The 21,527-nt window shown below is 41.0% G+C and carries 16 protein-coding genes and 2 pseudogenes; 4 read left to right on the forward strand and 14 right to left on the reverse strand.

Going from position 1 to position 21,527, the window contains the following annotated elements; genetic code table 11:
* From ACFS25_RS14540 to ACFS25_RS14555, 4 genes are all read right to left on the reverse strand, one after another.
* Positions 1 to 2,170 (reverse strand): PQQ-dependent sugar dehydrogenase (locus ACFS25_RS14540; protein ID WP_381502126.1); only part of this gene is annotated, 2,170 nt, incomplete at its 3' end.
* 964 nt (positions 2,171 to 3,134) lie between these two features.
* On the reverse strand, positions 3,135 to 3,755 hold the full coding sequence (locus ACFS25_RS14545; RefSeq protein WP_381502129.1) for an HAD family hydrolase: 621 nt from the start codon (positions 3,753 to 3,755) through the stop codon (positions 3,135 to 3,137).
* Positions 3,733 to 4,113 (reverse strand): hypothetical protein, encoded by a 381-nt coding sequence (locus tag ACFS25_RS14550; protein ID WP_381502131.1) that lies wholly within the window; start codon positions 4,111 to 4,113, stop codon positions 3,733 to 3,735. The genes ACFS25_RS14545 and ACFS25_RS14550 overlap by 23 nt, the downstream gene beginning before the upstream one ends.
* Positions 4,114 to 5,226: 1,113 nt before the next feature.
* Positions 5,227 to 6,147 carry a UbiA prenyltransferase family protein gene (locus tag ACFS25_RS14555; protein ID WP_381502133.1) on the reverse strand — a complete coding sequence of 307 codons (921 nt, stop codon included), beginning with the start codon at positions 6,145 to 6,147 and terminating at the stop codon, positions 5,227 to 5,229.
* Positions 6,148 to 7,593: 1,446 nt separating this feature from the next.
* Here ACFS25_RS14555 and ACFS25_RS14560 point away from each other — a divergent pair.
* Positions 7,594 to 8,322: a hypothetical protein gene (locus ACFS25_RS14560; protein WP_381502136.1), complete on the forward strand. Its 729-nt coding sequence runs from the start codon at positions 7,594 to 7,596 to the stop codon at positions 8,320 to 8,322.
* A gap of 16 nt (positions 8,323 to 8,338) precedes the next feature.
* The gene (locus ACFS25_RS14565; RefSeq protein ID WP_381502139.1) at positions 8,339 to 8,716 is read left to right on the forward strand and encodes a hypothetical protein; all 378 of its coding nucleotides are present in this window, start codon (positions 8,339 to 8,341) and stop codon (positions 8,714 to 8,716) included.
* Positions 8,717 to 8,954: 238 nt separating this feature from the next.
* Here the strand turns inward: ACFS25_RS14565 and ACFS25_RS14570 are convergent, their stop codons facing one another.
* The 6 genes from ACFS25_RS14570 to ACFS25_RS14595 all read right to left on the reverse strand — a co-directional run bounded on the left by ACFS25_RS14570 (position 8,955) and on the right by ACFS25_RS14595 (position 15,233).
* Positions 8,955 to 9,338, reverse strand: a complete 384-nt coding sequence (locus tag ACFS25_RS14570; protein ID WP_381502142.1) for a hypothetical protein — start codon at positions 9,336 to 9,338, stop codon at positions 8,955 to 8,957.
* Between the two features lie 198 nt (positions 9,339 to 9,536).
* Positions 9,537 to 10,334 (reverse strand): universal stress protein, encoded by a 798-nt coding sequence (locus ACFS25_RS14575; RefSeq protein WP_381502144.1) that lies wholly within the window; start codon positions 10,332 to 10,334, stop codon positions 9,537 to 9,539.
* A gap of 473 nt (positions 10,335 to 10,807) precedes the next feature.
* Positions 10,808 to 11,833 (reverse strand): rod shape-determining protein, encoded by a 1,026-nt coding sequence (locus tag ACFS25_RS14580; protein ID WP_381502147.1) that lies wholly within the window; start codon positions 11,831 to 11,833, stop codon positions 10,808 to 10,810.
* A 349-nt stretch (positions 11,834 to 12,182) separates the two neighbouring features.
* A complete protein-coding gene (locus ACFS25_RS14585) occupies positions 12,183 to 13,100 on the reverse strand; it encodes a ParB N-terminal domain-containing protein (RefSeq protein WP_381502150.1) in 918 nt (305 codons plus the stop codon).
* 12 nt (positions 13,101 to 13,112) lie between these two features.
* Positions 13,113 to 14,066, reverse strand: a complete 954-nt coding sequence (locus ACFS25_RS14590) for a ParA family protein (RefSeq protein ID WP_381502154.1) — start codon at positions 14,064 to 14,066, stop codon at positions 13,113 to 13,115.
* Positions 14,067 to 14,276: 210 nt separating this feature from the next.
* Entirely contained in the window at positions 14,277 to 15,233 is a 957-nt protein-coding gene (locus tag ACFS25_RS14595; protein WP_381502158.1) for a replication initiation protein, read from the reverse strand.
* A gap of 1,751 nt (positions 15,234 to 16,984) precedes the next feature.
* On the opposite strand from ACFS25_RS14595, the pseudogene ACFS25_RS14600 reads away from it, so the two are divergent.
* A pseudogene (locus ACFS25_RS14600) lies at positions 16,985 to 17,289 on the forward strand (integrase core domain-containing protein); the annotation flags it as partial.
* A gap of 73 nt (positions 17,290 to 17,362) precedes the next feature.
* On the opposite strand, the gene ACFS25_RS14605 reads toward ACFS25_RS14600, so the two are convergent.
* The 3 genes and pseudogenes from ACFS25_RS14605 to ACFS25_RS14615 all read right to left on the reverse strand — a co-directional run bounded on the left by ACFS25_RS14605 (position 17,363) and on the right by ACFS25_RS14615 (position 18,628).
* Positions 17,363 to 17,761: a nuclear transport factor 2 family protein gene (locus tag ACFS25_RS14605; protein ID WP_381502161.1), complete on the reverse strand. Its 399-nt coding sequence runs from the start codon at positions 17,759 to 17,761 to the stop codon at positions 17,363 to 17,365.
* A 193-nt stretch (positions 17,762 to 17,954) separates the two neighbouring features.
* On the reverse strand, positions 17,955 to 18,194 hold the full coding sequence (locus ACFS25_RS14610) for a glycerate kinase (protein WP_381502169.1): 240 nt from the start codon (positions 18,192 to 18,194) through the stop codon (positions 17,955 to 17,957).
* A gap of 2 nt (positions 18,195 to 18,196) precedes the next feature.
* Positions 18,197 to 18,628 (reverse strand): annotated as a pseudogene (locus ACFS25_RS14615) (recombinase family protein).
* 291 nt (positions 18,629 to 18,919) lie between these two features.
* On the opposite strand from ACFS25_RS14615, the gene ACFS25_RS14620 reads away from it, so the two are divergent.
* The gene (locus ACFS25_RS14620) at positions 18,920 to 19,540 is read left to right on the forward strand and encodes a class I SAM-dependent methyltransferase (protein WP_381502163.1); all 621 of its coding nucleotides are present in this window, start codon (positions 18,920 to 18,922) and stop codon (positions 19,538 to 19,540) included.
* A 624-nt stretch (positions 19,541 to 20,164) separates the two neighbouring features.
* Here ACFS25_RS14620 and ACFS25_RS14625 read toward each other — a convergent pair.
* Positions 20,165 to 21,457 (reverse strand): peptidase associated/transthyretin-like domain-containing protein, encoded by a 1,293-nt coding sequence (locus tag ACFS25_RS14625; RefSeq protein ID WP_381502166.1) that lies wholly within the window; start codon positions 21,455 to 21,457, stop codon positions 20,165 to 20,167.
* Positions 21,458 to 21,527 lie beyond the last annotated feature (70 nt).

The following is a 21,527-nucleotide window of genomic DNA, read 5'->3' on the forward strand; positions in this document are numbered from 1 at the left end:
CGATTAGGAGTTTACTGCCATCGTCGGAGGAGGTGTAGAAGGTGTAGACCCCATCGGTGGGTACGCTGACATAGCCTGTAAAACGTAGCCCGTAACTCTGGTCTCGCTGACGTACCGAGAGAGAGGGGGCATTGATGACACCTGTTTTGAGGGCTGGCAGGACAGTAAAGTCGGGCAGGTTACCCCAGTCGCCTTCGTAGTAGCTGTAGTCCAGGCCCGCCACAGCATTGGCCGGATTTTCCGGGTCCCGTAGCGATCCTGGTGCTGCATAATTGGCCGTGTACACCGAATTGTCATTAGGCACAGTAATTTGACCATCAGCACTAATGCTAGGTGTCCAGCTTAGAAATGTATACGTCGTTCCATTAAGGGTTTGTGTTGTTGGTGCGTCCAGTTGGAGCGACATGCCCGAAACGTACGACTGGTGAAAAGGCATCGTATGAGGTTGACCGTTAATGTTTACTTGCAAACCTGAAGGATCTGTAGTTAAACTTAGGGCCACCACGATTGGTCTGACCTCCACATATGTTGAAGAAGAACCCCCTTGTGAATCAGTGACGGTCATGTAAATTCGATACCAGACATTATATGACGTTTCGCCTATGGTCGGAATGGTAAAGTAGCCGCTTTTTCCATCACCCGCCAAAACCGGTGTTGGACCGGGGTGGGTATGTTCGTCGTGGTGAAACTCAATAACCCATTGTATGCCACTGGCCGGCAAATTACCATCTTCTGGATCAGTAGCTGAACCACTAAATGTAATGACATCTCCCGCCCGATAAAGGGTGCCATCACTGGGAGAGAGAATACGGGCTGTCGGATACTGATTTGAGGTTACTGTGAGCGTTGCTCCATTGCTGGTTACATTGCCTGAAGAGTTAGTAACGATTACTCGAAAAATTGCGCCATTATCACCTTGCGAGACCGGGGAATAAGTATAACTAGAAGCCGTTGCGCCGGAGATGTTATTCCCATTTCGTTGCCATTGGTACGAGAGCCCCGTTCCTGAACCACCTACAGTAAAAGTGACTGCTCCGCCCACGGGAGAAATCTGGTTGATGGGCTGAGCGGAGATGGTGGGAACGTTGCTCCCGGAATATTGCACTCGCCATACTTCGCCTTGATTACTGGATGTATTGTCTTCAACGGAGCCGCCACCTAATCCTCCGCGGGCCAAGTAATATAAGCTTCCATCCGGCCCTACTTTAACAGCGATAGCTCGATTAATGCCTGTAGCAAAATCTGCCACAGCCCCTCCATTAACATCTAGAGTCTTGATGTATCCGTTGCAGTAATCGTTGAAAAAGAATTTACCTACGTAACTACTCGGAAACTGACTGGTGGCTGGGTTGTAAAAGGCTCCGCCAGTAATGGCACATCCCGCAAAGTGATCATAGGCATAAAAAGGCTCTTGATAATTATATGGTGCTATCTGGTTAGTGCGATACCCTTCAATGCTTGGCCATCCATAATTCTTTCCGGCAAACCCCTCATTAATTTCTTCGTAACTCCCACCTCCAACATCGCAGATGAAAATTCGCCCTGTACCCGGTTGCACTGTTGCTTTGAATGGATTTCGGAAACCAAGTGCCCAAATAGCCCGGTACTTTCCCGAGGCTGTATTATAAAATGGGTTATCAGTAGGGATACTGCCGTCTGGGTTAATCCGCAGCACTTTTCCTAGAAGACTACTGAACGATTGGGCGTTATCAGATACGCCATTTTCGCCCGTTGTGATAAACAGTTTACCAAGGCTAAAAAACATGGCGCCACCATTATGAATACTAGCCTGCAGATTATCTAACTCAAGTAAAACCGTTTCACTATTTGGGTCAGCTATGTCACCGTTGGCCTTAAAACGGCTCACCCGGTTGTGGACGGGACTCGTTGACACTGCGTAATACACATACACATATTGATTATTGGCGAAGTCGGGGTCAAAAGTAATGCTTTGCAATCCTCGTTCATCGTTATTATTGACCGATAAAGTTAGAAACGGAGTAGATAGAAGAGTGCCATTCTTGATAATGCGTACCCGACCGGGCTTTTCGGTAACAAATAAGCGACCGTCAGGCGCAAATTCCATACTGGTTGGATCGAGTCCTGTGGCAAGCCGGTTTTCAGAAAAACCATTTGGTAAGGAAGACGCGTGGGCAATTTGTAACGACAAGAAGCAAACAATTAAATACAGATAGGTTAACCACACCAACACGTGGCCGCTAGTGAAATGAAATGTTCTTTGAGGTTTTTTCAAACACCCAAGTAAAGTAGATGTGTAATTCATAACTTTCTGATAACTAGTAAGATAAAGCGAACACAAAATACAGCATAGAATAAAAACTACAAAAAAATGATTTTTATATTTTGACTGTATTCTGTACGTATTAAGTGTAATTCACTCTCTATCAGATGATTATATAAATATTTAATTATGTCTACTATTTAATACTTTTTCGTGTTTAATGTGGTTTTAATGTGAAGGTGGTCTCACGTCTACTTTAGCGAGTATGTTCCTTACCCGCTGGCTTATACTCTGAAATCTGAAACTACTACGCAATGCCTTGACTACCGGTCCAGTAGCTTAGCCAATCTAGTATTTATACCAAGCAGCAACGGTCAAAACTGTTCAGTTACGATGCCTATATGCTCCATCAATGACAGTTGAGTGAAACTTACATGAACATGTCCTTCAAATAGGTTAGAACTTGCGGTATAAGGTCTATTGTAGGGACTTCTTTGGGCAACTGTTTAAAAATGCTTTTTCCCAATGCAGAAGGGGAAAGATAGCCCAACTGGCTATTAACCATAATGTTATAAAACTCGCCGTAAACAGACCATGAAGTAACATGGCTACAAGGGTATTTCCACTGGAGCTTTCGTGAATGGGCTTTTTTCTGAAAAATTAACTCTAGCTCAACTCCGGGCTTTGCACAAATAGTAGTTGAGCTAGGCGTAATCAGACCTATGTGATAGACCAATTACCTAAATAAATTATAGGTTTTATGCCGTTCTTCCAGCGGTTATAAAAACGATATGAATTGATAGCCTATAAATAATGACCAAAAAATATCCCATTATCCTCGTAAAAAGATTATTGATTTAACAAGGTTGATACTAATTTAAAAAGACTATTATTATGAAAATGGAATCACTTTTATACCGTTAACTAAAAAAGACTCATGTGCTATTGAAAACATAGGATAATCACTTTTTGAGTTTCCATAAGCGATTATCTCGCTATAATCAGCAAGATTTATTGCTGATTTAATTCGCTTTACTTTTTCTAATCCTTTACAATTGGGCGTACTGAATTTCCCAGTGAGTACATTTTTAACCACTTCTATCTCAGTACCTATAATATTGTAGAAACTTTGCTCCTCTGCCCATGGTCTAATCCAATTTACTGGGGAAGCACTGACTATATAAATTTCAAACCCTGTTTTCTGCAATTCTTTTATGGTATGAATAAGTTGAGCATTATTGTATTTATGTAATTCTTTACTAACATCAGAGCAAAAATATTGAAATTTATTCAACTCTTGACCACTAAACATAGCTTCGAATAGTAATTCTTTCAAAATAGATAAATTTATTTTATATATAGTAAAAAAGCTTTTGTAGAGAATCTTTAGAAATGAATAAATAAATAAAAATGAAAACCGTTTAAACAGCACAATTTTGAGAGAATCAATCTTGATTAGGGTTCCATCGAAATCTACTAATACCATTTTTTTAGAATTCTTGTTTTCGTTCATAAATAGCATATTGGTATGTTGATGGTTGAGAAGCTAATTTGACTCCTAAAAAAGTCATTGGTTTATCCGAAAAATTGTTTTCTACTATACGGTATCCTGGTATTATTATTGGAGATTTTAAATTTGAATAAACTTGTTGAACAACGAGAAATTTGTGTTTCATATTATTGGTATTAACTCCCTGACTATTATATACTATTAACTCTGCATTCATGTTAGGAATGAAAATTGGCCAAAAGGAAGATGTAAATCCAACCGTTGATTTTTTTATCGAAGGATAAGTATGATTAATTTTTCGTTCTACTGCTTGAATACTGAAATTTCTGTTATAAGAACCATTTTCTACAAAGACAATCATTAATCTGATGAACGGAAGAGAAAACGCAAACATCAATGTACTTGCTATGACTACGAATGTCCTGTTTATTGTTATACTGTAAAACAATAATAATATCATAAGTGGTGAGAGAACATACATATAATATGACATATTTATTGTTTTAAAGCTAAAATAGATTATTAGCGAAATAAATAGAAAGAGTAGAAACGCACTAATGTATCTATTATAAAAAATAAATGTTGATTCTCTTAGTACCAAGTAAAAGGAAACCCCAACTGCTATAATAAATATAAATATTCCAAAAAAAGTATCAGTGGATAAAATATGGTTGTCGACAAAGTCTCTGTCCATTTTAATACTATTGTTGCTAGTAAAAACAACATTTTTAGAGTGCTTCACTATGCCTTCTAATAATTCATTTATTGAATAAGGGTATAAGAGAAGAAACAAGGAGAAGCATAAGATCGTCGTTGAGCTAACTTGTATGACTGCTTTAATAGAAAAATTGTCCGTAAGCACGACATATATAGAGATAAGCAACATTAAATACACGCCAAATACCGGAGAGGTTAATACTGACATGATACTAATAACCGACAATATTATTAGCTTGTAGTTAAGTTTTGACAAGGCAACATATATCGCCGTCAACAAAAAAAACTTACACAATGCTTCTGGCCTTGAATAACCCGGAGGAAAACATCCTGATGCAGATACAATAAGTAAAGTAGTAAAAATAAAATATGATTTAAGGTATATAGTTTTTTTTACAAGGAAATTTTTGTAAATTATATATAGATTAAAAATCATTAGTATGAATGAAAGCACTTGCAAAGTATATAAAGCAATGTAAGCCGATGATGCAGTTGTTAAAGGGTTAATAAGTGAGAAAAACCATGGATAGAAAGGGGGGTAGAATAAAAATCTAGTATCAAATTTATCTATAGGATGATATATGTGGTTAATTAAACCATTATTATTGTTTAACTCAAATGATGTAGGTAAAAAACAAATTGTATCACCACTAAAAAGAGGATAGCCGATAAGGGCAAATAAAAACCATATAATGCTAATAATTAGGACAATTATCGTTGAGTAAATCCAAGCTTTTTTATTCATGTTTTATTTATTTTAAAATGGTATACTCGTTAATATAGTATAAGATATTATCCATAATGCAACCCAAAATTGTAATTGTCCGTCTGATAAAATTAGCTTAGTTGGAGATCCTGTATTATTGTTAACATATATTACTTGAAAATAGCGTATAAATCCCATTATTACAGGAAATATGGTTAAATATATATACTCTGAATGTACTCTGTTTATTAAATCATATGAAAAAGTATACATTATATAACAGACAATGGCTATAACGGATAAGGAACTAACAGAAAAATTAATAAACTCTACATTATAACCATTTAAAGATTTACGGAATAGAAGTGAATCACTCTCATTTTTTCCTTGTAGTATTAAATCATCTCTTCTTTTCCCTAAGGCTAATACCAGAGACAGTAAGTAAACCATAAGAACGAACCATTTCGAAATGGTAATGTTACCTGCGACGCCACCAATAAAAATTCTTATTACAAATCCTATTGATATTATTGTAATATCAATTATTGCAAAATCTTTTAGTTTTAGTGAATAGCAAACATTTAGTACAAAATAGAAGAGCAGCAAAAAGCCAATAGTTTTGTTAAAATAAAAACCTATACTCAGTGCAGTTATTACTAATAAAAAGAATAATATAAACGCAGTGTGTAATTTTATACTGTTGGAAGCAAGAGGACGAGAGCGTTTGGTTGGATGTATTTTGTCTTTTTCAATATCTTTCCAGTCATTCAAAATATATACTGCACTTGCCATAAAACACATAGCTAATATAACTAGATATATTTCTAAGTTTTTCAGCTGATGTAATTGTTGACCAAAGAAAAAAGGCAAAATAATGAATAAATTTTTTATCCAATGTTTAGGTCTTATAAGTGTAATATATTCTTGAATATTTAGATATCTGTGTCTTATAAGTGCGATATGGTTTTGCATATTATCATATTTAAGCGTTAAAAAGAGAATATAATATTGCATATTTAAATAATATTTTCTATTTATTCAAATAAATTGATGATATTATGTATAATCTTATTATTTTTTAAGTCGATCAATTGCTTTATTAGATAGTATATGTACATACCAGTAATTCCATTGCATTTATAAGTTAATGGTATAAAATCAAAATACAAACAAAGTAATTGCAAGGGCTTAGGGTAATATTGTCTTAAATTCATCAAGAATGATCTGTTGTAAGCAACTAGCTATTGATCAGGCAACAGCTTAGCCTAAACTTTCATAGTGTATAATCAAGTGTCCGCACTTTAATAAGCTGGCCCGTTCTAAAGATGAGAGTTTAGGTGATTATTCATCAATTGAACAACCGTTATAATGAAGAACAAATTTGGTGGTGTGCGATCAGATGATGGATACTATCATACTTACCCTTCGATAAGATGAAATTACACTAACTGAAACCTAATTTAACCGAATGGTCATTGAACTGATTGACTTACAGTTAGGAACGTTTGTATTGGAGATGTTATGAAACCATAAATATGAACTGAAGTGGTAAGAAAAGATTCGACTAAACTCAACGTTTACTACGCATTAGGTCCGATAGGGCTACATTATCGGACCTAATGCAGCATATGTTCGGCCGAAACACCCCCGATTAAACTTCATTTATAAGCCATATTAAGAATAATCATACGTCTGTCTTCACGAGCATAAGGTTGAAGAGTTTATTAAAAGGCATCGAGCTATGTTTAAACATTGTTCAGCTAAAGAGTACCTCACTAAACTGTCTACATTGAACAATGGATTTAAACATGCCTTGAGGCAAAACTCAACTCAACGGGCGTTATAACATACGCGTCTATCTTTGGGTATACTACCTAGGCGCTCGCTTACTTCTGACCTTATAGATATTGTTTCTGCTGATTTGCCGGCTCAGCCAACCCGCCGGGGCGCTTATTTTTCCATGGCATTCGCCTTCGATCAAGCCCTTAAGATTTACTCAGGAGGACTGGGATTTTTGGCCGGTTCACCTAGGCGAAGTGCTTACCGTCTGCAACAGCCCCTGATCGCGATCGGCATTCTATGAAAGTATGGCTTTTATGGTCAAGTCCGGAAGGGCGATCAGGCGATGGACATACTGTTTATGGAGAAGCCGTATAGTTTCCTCATACCTACTCATATAACCTTTCAAATTACGCTCCTGTATGGGTAACGGCCTATTAGCTGCCGTCGACAACTTTTGGCACGGCACCAACCTATCTCCTCTCGACAGACCTACCCGAGAACGACTATCTGGCCCAAACGATCTGCCATAATCTCTACGACGCCAATCCTCAAACCCGCATCGCGTCGAGTATTTTGCTGGGCATTGGGGGGGCTACATTACTGGAACAACTCCAGCTGATTCCGGACCTATACCACATGAATGAAAGTCACCCATTGCCAGTGGAGTTTTATTTGTATAGCCAGTGGGGAAGCCTTGAGGCCGTTCGGGAGCGGTTGGTGTTTACCACCCATACGCCTGAAGAAGCCGGTAACCCACGTTCCGATAGTGGATTGCTGGATCGGATGGGCTTTTCTAACTACCTGCCTTTGACCGACGTTCAACGCATTACCGGAATCAAGGAGGATGAGTTTAAGTGGGCGTTGGCCGCCTTGCGACTGGCCGGACGCGCCAATGCGGTTTCCAAACGACACCGGCAGGTTTGTGCGCCAATGTGGCAGAACTATACTGACCTATGGCCACTTGTTTGCATTACCCATGCCCAGCACCCGCTATTCTGGGGCGACCCGTTGCTGGACGATGCCGCAGCCAAAAACGATGCTGCTGCGCTGGCGGCCCGCAAGAAAACGGCCAAGCAAGGGCTGTTTGATGAAGTCGTTAAGCCGGGCGACCTCTACGACCCGAACGCGTTTAGGCTGGTCTGGGCGCGTCGGTTTGCGGGATACAAACGCGCCGACTTACTGCTTTCAGACCCGGCCCGGTTCGAGCGGCTGCTCACTACCCCGTGCAACTCCTTTGGGCTGGCAAACCCTATCCGTTTGATTATGCCAGTATCGGCACGTTCGACCGGCTGGTTCATGTGGCCAGGCAGTACGTTAACTGCTCGGTGCTGGTCGGCTACGAAATCCAGCTCTCGAAACGGCTAAAGCAAGGGGCTGATTTGTGGCTCAATACCCCTCGGCTGACGCGGGAGGCATCGGGTACCAGTGGTATGGGGCCATCAATTGCTCCACAAATGATGGCTGGGTACCCGAGTTTGCCCGGACTGGCATCAATAGTTTTGTTCTGCCCGAAGCCGATCTGTCGTGGCCCACTCACCAGCAGGACGCCTTCGACGCGGACAACCTGTTCACCCTTTTGGATACGGTTATTTTGCCCATGTATTATAACCAGCCAAGCCAATGGCTGGGTATGGCAAAAGCCAGCTTACAGGATATCGTTTCTTACTTTGACTCCGACCGGATGGCGGCAGAGTACTACGAAAAATTCTATTCACTTGCCCAACCCGTTACTGCGCTCAGCGCATCGCTAACCGACTAATTTACGATACGTTGCCCAACTGATGGTGTCAGGTCAGTTGGGCAGAATAAACGGTTCGCGCTTTCCGTCAATTCCCTTACTAACCTGGTTCTAGTACAAAGCCGTACCAGAACCAGGTTAGTAAGGGGATTATGAATTAGTTATAAAAATTCACTTGCTAACACACGACTATAGAAAGCAACGTTTCCTCCCGCCAGACCAATGGCGAGAGGAAGTAAAGTTGTTGACAAAGTTGATATCAATGCCTTGAAAAATAGTCTTTGACGAAGGCGTGCTGTTGGTTTTCAGTTAACTTATCGGTTTGCTGGAGGTCAATTTTTACGGCGGCAAAGTTATGATCGTCTTTTAAGGTATTGAATAATTCAGTTTTTGCCTCCGTAGGGCCAAATAGAACGACCTCATCATAGCCTCTAATAAGCGCCCCCAGTTTTTTATAATAGGCTGATTCTTGGTGCTGCTCTTTATGCTGCATCAGGCTTTCACTCTTGCGTAAACTGGCCTCTTTTTCTTCATAGGTAAAGGCTGATTCAATGGTTTTTGTTTCGATGGGATCGCGTGTAAATTCCATTAAGTTAGCCGTTGAGTGATCCAGCCAAATGCCTATTCTTCTTTCTGTTTTCATGTTAGTTAGTTGTCAATTTATCCTGCTGAGTAGACTTGTAATTCCTTTATAATGAGTATTGTTTTGACTTTAAATGATTGGCAGGGTGGTTAATAGCAGTAGGAACAAAAGTTGTGTATTACTACTGGTGTAAACTATGAAAATCTGTTCAGTTTGGACAGGGATAAGCCGATGAGCGGAAGGAAGATCGCAAAATGATTAAACAGCGGCCAACACGGGTACCTTGGTTAAGCAAACCACTTCCTGTGTGTCGGACTCGGGCAAAAATGTGCGGAGCCGATTATGTGACTTGGGCAGGAGCATAATTAAATCGGCTTTGTGTTCAGCACAGTAGTTATTTAGAACCGTAATAAGATCGCTGCCAGGCAGAAAGCTGAAGGTGTGCGGCTGACTGGATAAAAAATTGCGAATAGCTTTAGTCGCTTTACGTAGGTGCTCATCGGGTTCGTTCGCTATGCAGATGATGTCCAGTGTGGCATTGAAGAGTTGGACAAAGCGGCTTGCGCTTGCTAAGGATAACGTATCTACTGAAGGTAATAAATCAACGGCCATCACGATGTTATCTACCAGTTGATAGCACGACCCTGGCGGCACCAGCAGCATGGGTACCTGGGTATGGGGAATCATTTCAGTCGCCAAACTGCCTAACCGACGAGCTTGTTGTAGCTCGTCACCCGTTACGCCCATTACCAGTAGGTCAGCGTCCCATTTAGTGGCTTCGTCAATAATAATCTCAGCCGGTGAGCCAGTGCGGGCTACCACTGATATGTCTACGGGCCTATTGGTGGCTTGAAGCATCTGTTCTCGCAACTGATTTAGTTGATGCAACGTCTGTTCATACGATCTTTCTGCCTTCGATCTTATCCCGTTTGTAAACGGCTCGTAAGCATGGATCAGAACTAACCGCGCATGCAACTGGTGGGCTACTTCGAGGGCGTAATTAGTTGCCCAATGAGCATTACCCGAAAAATCTGTAGCCACCAAGATCGTAGTCATAACAGGTAGGAAGGTAGACTAGTAAATAGAATAACGTATTACTTTTTGCGGCATTAATAGCACATAAGGAAGCGGGTAAAAATCACATGACAAAGATGGTCAGCAGAAGTGGACCGATAGCTGACAGGCGTCAGGTGTACTAATGACGGAACGCAGGTCAGGAACTGATAGCTATCACAGGACATCATATACAGTACCTTTCTTTAGAAATTGCTTATTTTTTGCTTGACTTTTATGTACACCAAGCACCTGAGTAAAACGAGTGCTGTAGCCGTACCCCCAAGCCAGTACCACAGCGTTCGTTTTACTCAGGTGGTTTGATATGAGACGATATTTGTCGACCTAACTTAAAATGCGTGATCAGCCGTTACTATAAATTCACCTAGTAGGCACACTCCTTCCATTACCCTGGCTACGAACTTAGCCAGGGTTGGCACTGCAGATCGACGGACAACTAGTCTGATTAGATAAACCTACCTAATCAGGACAGATTGATACATTTCCAGATTCTTGATCACCTCACCCGTCCCTTTCACGACCGCCTTGAGCGGATCATCAGCAACGTGAATCGGCAACTTGGTTTTGGCTCCTAACCGCTTGTCGAGACCATGCAGAAGCGCCCCACCCCCCGTTAGGTGAATACCATTGGTATAAATATCAGCCGATAATTCCGGTGGAGCCATTTCCAAAGCCTTCATCGTTGCTTCTTCAATCTTGGAGATCGATTTATCGAGCGAGTAAGCGATTTCGCTGTAGGTGACCTTGATTTCCTTCGGAATCCCGGTCATTAAATCCCTCCCCCGAATTTCATAATCTGCTGGTGGATGCTCTAACTCAGCCAGAGCGGAACCGACCTGCATCTTGATTTGCTCGGCGGAACGTTCCCCAATGAGCAGATTATGTTCCCGACGCATGTAATCAACAATGTCGCGAGTGAAAACGTCGCCTGCGATACGTATTGATTGTTCACAAACGATACCAGAAAGCGCAATCACGGCGATTTCCGTTGTACCCCCCCCAATGTCAACGATCATCGTACCGTTGGGTTGGGTAATGTCGATGCCGATGCCGATGGCTGCGGCAATTGGCTCATATACCATATATACTTCCTTTGCTCCAGCATGTTCGCAGGAATCCTTAACGGCTCGTTTTTCTACTTCTGTAATGCCCGACGGGATACAAACGACCATCCGGTGAGAGGGCGAAAACCACTTACTGCGGGTATCGAGCATTTTAACCATGCCCCGAATCATCAGTTCGGCGGCTGTAAAATCGGCAATAACGCCATCTTTCAACGGGCGAATTGTCTTAATATTTTCGTTGGTTTTCCCATGCATCTGCATGGCCTTGTGCCCAATGGCCAGCACCTTGCCGCTGAGTTTGTCCATTGCAATAATTGACGGCTCATCCACCACAATTCGATCGTTGTGAATGATCAAGGTATTTGCTGTACCCAGGTCGATAGCAATGTCGCTGGTTAAAAAATTAAAGAGTCCCATTATAGGGTAACGCAGAAGGTTTGGTGATACATATTATTTTTTGGAAAGGTTTATGAAAATGAGTTAACTCTGTGCTCGGAGTGGATAGATAGTTACAGACCTAGTACACCACTAGGGATTAAGTTGGATGCGACTTCTATTGGACAGTATCACTTAACTATTTTCATTCCTTTTAATTCTCTCCCTACTGTGGAGAGAATTATCTAACTGGATTAGAGGTGAACCGTGTGCTAAATTAGTTCAATTAATAATGGTGTCAGATTGGCAACATTATTAATTGAACAAGACCTATATTAATGTTGCCAATCTGACACCATTAAATGTGTCAAGTGAATGAATACAATCTATATCAACAACTCATTTGCTTAACCTCAGTAATCATTGTTATCAACTCATCACATGCCTTTTGAAAAGTAGGCGATGCTGGATCTAGTTTAGTTGTCTGGCTTACAATTTCCTTTATGGCAATAACTACCGCTTCATTTTTAGAAACTGCTTCTTCAGTGGTATCAGACGACGCAGATTCATTGTAAGAATTTAATTCAGGAAGTGATAAAGGAGTGTCGCCCACCGGAACCGCTCTACCGACCGCTCGTATTAGCTCCCTGGACAACTTTTGTTTCCCTGTGAGCACATCTCGCTTTAACTCTGGCGTTAGTCTATCAATACCCTCCGAATACTCCCGATCTCGATGAATCGTTCGTGGAGACACGTTAAACTCTTTGGCTAAGCGGTCTTGGGTTCTCTCAACCAGGTTGATCTCAGCGTCGTTCTGAACGGCAGACAGGCCATCTTGAACTGGACGCCCGATAGCCTGACGTTCATTCCGATATTTTAGACCTCGCAAGTAAGACATTTGTTCCGGCGTTAAGTTGCGACGGCCCAACTGGTTATCAATCATAAAGTCCCGAACCGCCTGGAGCGTTGGAAACTCACGAAGCATAACTTTAAAATCGATGTTATTTTTGATGCAAATAGAATAGCGATTGTGACCGTCAATTAGCACATTCAACGGTGTATTATCCTCCAATCCATCAATTACCCGCTGGGTCGTTTGCCAGATTAAAAGAGCTTCCCGACAGCCATCTACACGGATATTTTTTTCTAACTGCTCATACTCCGACACTTGAAGCGTTGGAATAAGCGCCTGCAATTCAGGCAGAATTGTGATGCTGTTCTTAACCTCATCCAGCATACTCTGCATTAAATTGGCAGAATTCCGATGCAATAAAGGAGGTTCACCGGAAGCAGTTGCGAATTTTTTCATGGTTTGGTTGGCTTAGGCTAGATGTTTAGCCACGACTTCGTCAGCCAGAGATTGATAATCTGTGGCACCCGTTGAGGAAGGTTTGTAATCAAAAATGTCTTTACCTACATATTGGGATTCAGCCACAGCCACATTCTGCCGAATTTCTGTTTTAAAAAACGGCTGCCCTTTCAGATCAACTCTAACCTTCGACATCAACTCCCGATGCAGAACCAATTGTGGGTTAACCTGTGCCATAACAATGCCTTCAATTACCAGACGAGGATTAAATGATTCCCGGATGTCGTGAATTAATTCCAAGAGGTTATACATCCCTTTAACGGCCGAGGCTTCTGGTTCAAGTACAACCAAAGCAGCAGTAGAAGCAACCAAAGCAGAATAGGTAAATATATTTAAAGAAGGTGGGCAATCGATTAGAATGAAGTCATATTTATTGAGCAGAGGAGCAAGCGCGTTACGAAAACGCAAAACACCGCTGGGTGTTTTGATAAGTTCTGACTCCGCTCTTGATAACTCCAAATCGCTTGGTACTAAATGGTAATTGTCATACAATTGAACAATGGGCATAGCACTGTTTTGAGTGAGTGCCTGCAATAACTGTTGTTCCGGGTTGTGAATTCCGAGACTTTGAGAGAGATTTCCTTGAGAGTCTATATCTATCAATAATACAGATTGCCCCCTATTAACAAGCCCCTTGCCCAGATTGATAGTTGTCGTCGTTTTTCCAACTCCACCTTTGTGATTCACAACAGCTAAAACCGTTGCTCGGCGATTACGAAAGTCCTCAATTCCGTACTGGATGAGAATTGGCTCCAAGGCGCGTAAATGAGTTTCCGTTAGAGTACGCTGACCATTCATGGCCTTTGCCAATGTACCAGTAGGTAGGCCAGCCTCTTTATTTAAACCGGAATGGGAGAGAGTTGGCTTCTTTTTTAAGAACTTGTAAACCTCATCGTGCGTCACCATTGGTAAAGTCGGCTATTTTAGCCCTAAAATTATACCTTTTCTGTTAATAATAAGCATATATGGTATAAATTTATACCATATATTAATAATGCTACCCATACTGGGTAGGCAAATTATATTCACCTTACGGTAACAAACAAATCCACTTCATGGCGCGTAATGATGCTAGAGAATCGGGTTAAATGGGTGGTGATACAAGCCCCATTTAACTTAAACGCCAAACACTTTAGCTGTATAGGCCCCCCAATTTTCAATAGGTCGTGATGAATTTCTCTTTTCGATTTCTAACAGTTTTTTTCGGATAACAACAAGTTCGAAGTTAGCTAACACAATATCCCGCTGATCTGGACGAAGTCCAAACCGAGTTACTAACTTATCACCCAGTAAGGTTGTATTATTCTCAATGCCAGGAAGAAACAATTCCTGTTCCAGTCTGACCCACTTAATAGTAAATGTTAAATCGGTAATTTTTCTGCCAGTTTTATGTTGTTTGAAACGTACCAGCAAATCACTCCGCTGATTAATTTCATTGACCGCAGGATCTACAACGAAGCGAAAGAAATTTGTAATATTATATTCTTCTCTGCCTGATTCAGGATCATAGAGATTTAACCGATGCTTTAAATCAAGAATACCAACCTTAAACGTGCCGACATCTTTCCACTGGGAAAACATTTCGTACATACGCTTAGCGTACTTTCCTGTTAAACGCATAGCCGTTTCCTTTCCAAACGTAGTAAAATTACCTGTAAGGCCAGTGAGCAAAGGACGCATATTGGGGTCAACCCGAAGGCTTATTGTTCCCTTGCCGTAATCGTAAACCGCACTCGAAAAAGGATTCACCTGTACAAGCTGACCATTAACATACATTTCAAAAACTACCTGCATCATTCCTTTAGTAGCTTCCTGCAGATTCCGATAGCCGTTCTCAGGGTCACGATCAAGATCATGCATGATATCCTGCACCTTGAAAGTGTAGATCGTGTCATTCGTATCCTCAGGACGAACAGCAGCTTGTAACGTATACATTAGATTCTTCTGCAACTCACTCATCTCATAACGAGCCGTCGTAATACTATTACCCTGATAGAGGATTGTTTGTACTGTTTTTATACTCTTATCAGCCTTACTATTTTTATTTTCTATACGTTTGCGAACGTCTGCCATACTAAAACAATAGAGAATATTTATCAACAATACAATTTCTGAAAGTTCTCTGACAATTTCTGAAAGTTAACTGCTTATCCACATACAATTACTGAAAGTTCAATCGTATAATTACTGAAAGTTAACGTACAATTACTGAAAGTTAACATACAATTACTGAAAGTTAGACCTTATAACATTTTAATAATCAGAAGGTTATAAGGCTATCAAAAGATCAATACCTTCAAATAAAAAAGATTCACAATATTGACTGTGGGTAAAATGAAAAATGAAAAATGTGGATAACTCCCAACATAGAGCACGAAAAATCAATCTATCATAGCGCTATGATACTTTCACGCGAATCGTACAATTTCTGAAAGTTGGAGTTTAACTAACTAATAATCAATGAGTTAACCAATGTAGACCAATAAGTGAATTTTTACATAGGCTTCCAAACTGTGTATATGAATCATACAATTTCTGAAAGTTAGATCATAATAGCTTGACAATCAATAAGTTAATAGTAAAAGTAGCCATATTTTTATCTGTCATATTGACTAATCGCTTAATACATAGATCGTACAATTTCTGAAAGTTAGATCGTAAATTATTAATAATCAGTTAGTTAACCATGTAAAATTTGTAATATAGTGGACACTGCTTCTGTTATGATTTACCGTACAATTTCTGAAAGTTAGATGCTAATTTCCTAAAAATCAAATAGTTAACGTGTAAAAAAAATGATACAAATATACTTCTCACAGCTCCCTTGAAAATTATGTGCACTATACAATTTCTGAAAATTAAAAGTTAACTGCTTGATTTTAAATGGTTTACATAGAAAATATACCGAAAGAAATTACTTTATGCCATAATAATTAACTTTGCATTTGACGTACAATCTCTGAAAGTTAATGAATAACTTATTGATATTCAGGTTACTATAAACAAAGTAAGATTTTGAAGCTATACAGTTACCTGGTTAGTTTTACATTAATCATACAATTTCTGAAAGTTAGCCTATAACTACTTGTTTATCAAATATTTATAATCTAAGAAATTATAGGGAATACTAAAATAACGTATTCATTAAGTGAGTAAGAAAGATTACCAGATATCACTTGCAGATTAATAATATCACTTTTTTATATAAGTATTGAGCTTGTCAAAGTGATTACTAACTTACTGATGTTAAGCCGCCTACTGCACAAGCCATTGGCAAGGTCGAGGTGATGACACTAAACCATCACAGTAACCGGGACGCGACCAACAAAAATTTCCTGCGCGGATTACAGCCGCAGGCTATTGTAGAGCAAACCTAATGTTCCAAGCCATCCCGATCAGGAAGTGATGCACCGACTACTATCGGATTACCTGTATGCAGGGCCTAAAAACGTATTCGCCACCAACATTTAAGAGACTACCAAAGCCACGCTGGGGTTCTGATTCACCAACGGCTACAGAAGCATGTTTAGACGCGTCATTATCCGGGTACTGAGCCGCTGGGATGTTCCTGGTTGACTTTCTGAGACATACTCACCATACAAGAACAGATTGAACGCTATCTTCCATAGCACACGATTACAACCGACGGTCCAACAAGGACCGGGGTTACCCTATTTACTTAGGTAAAAATAAGATGTTCGTCCTAAATGCCATTCGCAACAAAGGGGCCGCCCATATGGTGGTAGGCGTAATCAATCAATTAAAAATGATGAATTTAAGCCATATTCAAATAGATAATGACAGTGAACGGTCCGCCGTAGCGGTTCATTTTAAAAGCATTAGACCTGTGGGCGTATGGCAATCAGGTAACACTGTACTTTTCACGACCAGGAAAACCGACCGCTACGGCGGACCGTTGATAATCCGTTTATTGACCAGGTCGCCGGTGGGATCATTCAACGGGAGTTTTCGAGATGAATATTTGAACATTCACTGGTTCTTATCTTTAGAGAATGCTCGGGAAAAGATCAAGTTGTGGCGGCAGGAGTATAATTCATTCAGGCCTCACAATTCGCTGGATGGGCTGACGCCCGACGAGGTCGGAAAGGGAAGTAAAATGAATAAATGAACGTTCGATTCTAAATCTTTGAGCGATCCAGTATTTGGGGGTACGTACCTCACAGCAGTAATTGTTAAACTCGTTACTGATCCAATTTAATGGAATTCCAGGCTACTATTTGCCATTGATTATTCTTTCGTATATATACAGATAAATAGCGAAGATGGTTAACGACTGTCTGGCCGCTGCTAATTGCTTTGAGCGAACATACGCCATTAATTACACCTATATTCGTGTATACATGTACCTCTTGCTTTTCTACAGTAATCGCATTGTACGTTCTTTTTCCATCGCGTAAAGATTGTATAAAAGACTGTTTTGTATCAGTCTTTCCACTGGAATGATTATAGACTAAATCATTGCTGAGAATTTGCTCTAACACAGTAAAATCTTTACTTATCTGAGCAGAAAATTGCTGTTTCTCCGTTTCAATTACTGATTTTTTATCAGCTGCCAGTACACTATCAGAAACTGATTTCATAGTATAATTCGATTCTGTCGGATTTTGCGCCCATAAAAGGTGGACAACGAAACTCAGACAAAAAGTAATAATATAGTTCATATCTGTCTGTTGATATTATATTTACATAAAGATTGGTATAAGGACTGTGCGAATTTATATGCTCAAATTATGAGCTCGGTAAAGGCTGGACTGACTTTAATAAATTACCAAGTTATCTGGCTGTCCGTACTAGGTTTAACTTGGTGCATTCGAGGGCGATGGGGATATCTGTCGGTTGATTTCCAATAGCGAATAATACGTTAAAAAACTGGTTCAGATTTTCATTGTGTTCCAGTGGTATTTTACCTGAGAGTCCGATTACGGGTAAATTATTGACTTTTGCTCGACAGGCCACTCCATAGGGGCCTTTTCCATGCAGCGTCTGATTGTCAAGACTACCTTCTCCGGTGATTACTAAATCCGCAGACTTTTAGTCCGCTCCCCGATCATTTTACGTTCCTGCTGAGCCAGAGCCGCGAAAATATGAATGGTGAATTCATTGGCATCCGGCATGTCGGCACAGATGAAGCTCACCTTCGAATCCATTAAGTATGATACAAACGTCATATTACGGCTAAGCCGGTCGAGTTTGGCAATGACCAGGCGAGCGTTGTGCTCCTTGGTTTATTGCACCGCCTTGAGTAGTTCGGGCCGTTGATCGTTCTTGCCTGACTCGATGTCGCAGAATTCAGCCATCAGGAGGGTTTGATTCTTAACGAAGCCGAGCATACTGCTACGCTGAGCATCGAGACCCAATCCGGATTGGCCTTGCTTTTTAGTGGAGACTCGGTAGTGGGCGACGAAGGGTTGCATGGGGCAAGATAATGTTTCCCGCTGATAGTACATATCTACGACGGATGTCTCAGATTCGGAACCCGTTTAATATCCGTTCGGCTAAACGGGTTCGACGTTGACCAACTCGCTAGAAAGGAATTTAAGTGATAATAGAGTAGGTTTACAAGGCGTAAACTGGTCCAGCTAACATCATCGACAATAAACCGCAAACGATGCTCTGTCTGGCATCGTTTCATGGAGTAGTTACTTACTAGTCGTGATAGAGAGGTCAGTCCTGTTAGCGATACAGACAGGTTAGTGGTACAGCAGTGGCTTCATGAGTAGACCATGACCTAATTAAGTATGAACAAAGAGCTCATAAATCTGTCCGATACGGCCCGTATTTACCGGTACCACAAAACATTGATCGACCGCTATGGGGCCGGTACAACCCGGGCACTGGGGTGGCCAAAAATTGAAGGGCAGTCGGCGCGCTTTGAAACGTTAAGCCAAATCGGTGATCTAAGCGGACACTCTGTACTGGATGCGGGATGTGGGCACGCCGATCTTTACCCGTTTTTAAAAAAAAGGTTTTCCTCCCTTACTTATCATGGCTGTGAGCAAATACCTGAAATGCTCCATGTCGCTACCCAGCGATACAAACGCGAGACCAATGTAGTGCTCTTCCAAGGGGACTTTCTCGATAGCGCAATGCCCGTAACCGATTTTGTGTTGGCTAGCGGCTCGCTTACTTACCGGCATAGTGATGACAAGTTTGTTTACGACGCGATTAAGATCCTGTTTACTAACTGTCGTATCGCCCTGGGCTTTAACTTGTTGAGTGGTGGTGTCGAAGCGAGCACCCTGCTGAGGGCTTACGCTCCCGATGACATACTCAACTTTTGTCGGACCCTATCCACAACGGTGCAACTCCAGGTCGGCTATTGGCCCGATGATTTCACCATTTTCGTATACAAAGGATAAGGGAAGCCGCTGGAGTGGCTACTTTTAACTAAACACGGCCATTGACCATCTTTACGTAGGATCCAGAAAAGGTAGCCAGTCCAGTTACACATTAAGAATGAGGAGTGGATCCCTTCATCAGTGGTCCAGTATAAACACTCATTATCTTGGGCTGAGTAAACTATATTTTGGAAGACTAATGAAAAGCAGCGGTTCACTAGTAGTGATGCATTGCAATATGTGATCAAGAATAGTTGGCAATTAGTGGAAAGCGCAAGCACTAGTTCCAAAACATCTGATTATGGCTTGCCCAAATGGATGGAAGGGAACATAAAAGGCCTTTAAGGTTAAAACCGATTGGACAGTTGTAGAGCCGGGAAATAACATAACTCGTCTGGCTTATGGATAACTAGTTTTCAATGAGGCAAAAACCAAATGGCTGTGTACTATAAATGGGGAGACTAGTTGGTTAACATATCATCAGTGGCTGTTGCGAAAGTCTAAAAGACACTAATTCAACTCAATATATAAGCCTAATTCCGTTAAATTCTGACTCAAAAACTAGGGGTTGAAAAGGGAAATTGTAACCCATTCCTACTTTTGCAACAGCCACGTCACTTATATGACAAACAATAGAGCCAAGGTTTAAGGCCTATTAGCCTCAGCCTCTATCAGTAGAGGAGGAAGTGGATGTGGTGGCGCCAAATAAGTTTCCCCCGCCCAATAAGTAGAGTTGGTTTTGTCAAAGGAGTCTAGCCGCATGGTTCGGTAATCAGCCAATTCGCGAGTCAAAAACGGTTTAGCATCCTCTACTTGACGATGAGTAACGACTAAATCGATCCGGGAGCGAAATGATAAGCCTGATGCCATTTGCCTAAAACTGTTTTCCACACTCCCACTCTGAAAAGACCATTGATCACCAAACTGGCTATAAGTAACCCGATAAACCCGCTGAGATAACTGAGTGGCATACACTTGAGCATAGCGACTTTTGTTTAACAAACTAAGCCCTTGATCGGTCAACTCGTACTCCGCTCCAATAATGGCCAAGCTGCCTAGGAGTAGAAATAACTTACCCTTGTAATAGCCCGTGGCTTCCTTAGAACTACGAGGATTAAAAGTGATAATGTAAACAGGCTGACCACCTACCACAGTACGACCGGCTAGAGCAAAGATGTACTCTTTATTAAGCTTTCCATTATGAAATAAAAATTCCTGGTACTTGACGACATCTAACATATTGCTCGACCAAGGACCTGGACTTAGGACTGGAATAGAAAAGCTGCTTAATGGCTTACGACGCCCTTTGATGAAGTGAATTTGGTCGTCCTTTCCAGGAAAGTAATAAGAGGGTTTATATACATCCATTAGCCCTTCGGTATAGGAAACGCACAAATTGGTCGGTTGCTCCTGGATGATTTCCCGATAAAATTCGTGCAATAGGGTTGGCTTGTGCGTATAATTTTTAGCGATAGCCGCCACGGCCTTTAGAAGCGTATCTCTCGTTTGGAAAGGTTGTTCAAAGCTAAAATACGTATCCGTGGTTGAGACGTGCATTTGATGGGGGCGGGCATCTAAGCGGATAATAGCTTTTGTAGAGGGTAGGCTTATGAGCGGTATTTGGGTGAGTTGGTAATGAAGAGCGACCAGCCTTAGAGTATCAAATTTTGCCTGTTTAGGTATATTCAGCATGAAATACCCCTCGCTATTAGTTTCATTGCTGAGTAGGCCGTCTGCAATCGAAAGAGTAGCAAAGGGTACGGGCTTATTAGTGCTGGCATCGACCACTTGGCCTTCAATGATGTAGTGGTCTTGGGCTACTACGCTTGCGGAACTTATCATCAATAAAGTCAGCCAGTTAAACTGATTAAAGATCGCATTTATTAAAGATTGACAGCTCATGGCAAAGAAACTAATTTCGCAGAATAATTTCTTCACATAACGTCAGTGGCTGTTGCAAAACTAACTCATTGAGGGCTAGATTAGTTGTTAGCTCATGCTAGGCTTT

Origin of the sequence: Spirosoma flavum (assembly GCF_042686045.1) — a bacterium.
In the GTDB taxonomy this organism is placed as follows: domain Bacteria; phylum Bacteroidota; class Bacteroidia; order Cytophagales; family Spirosomataceae; genus Spirosoma; species Spirosoma flavum.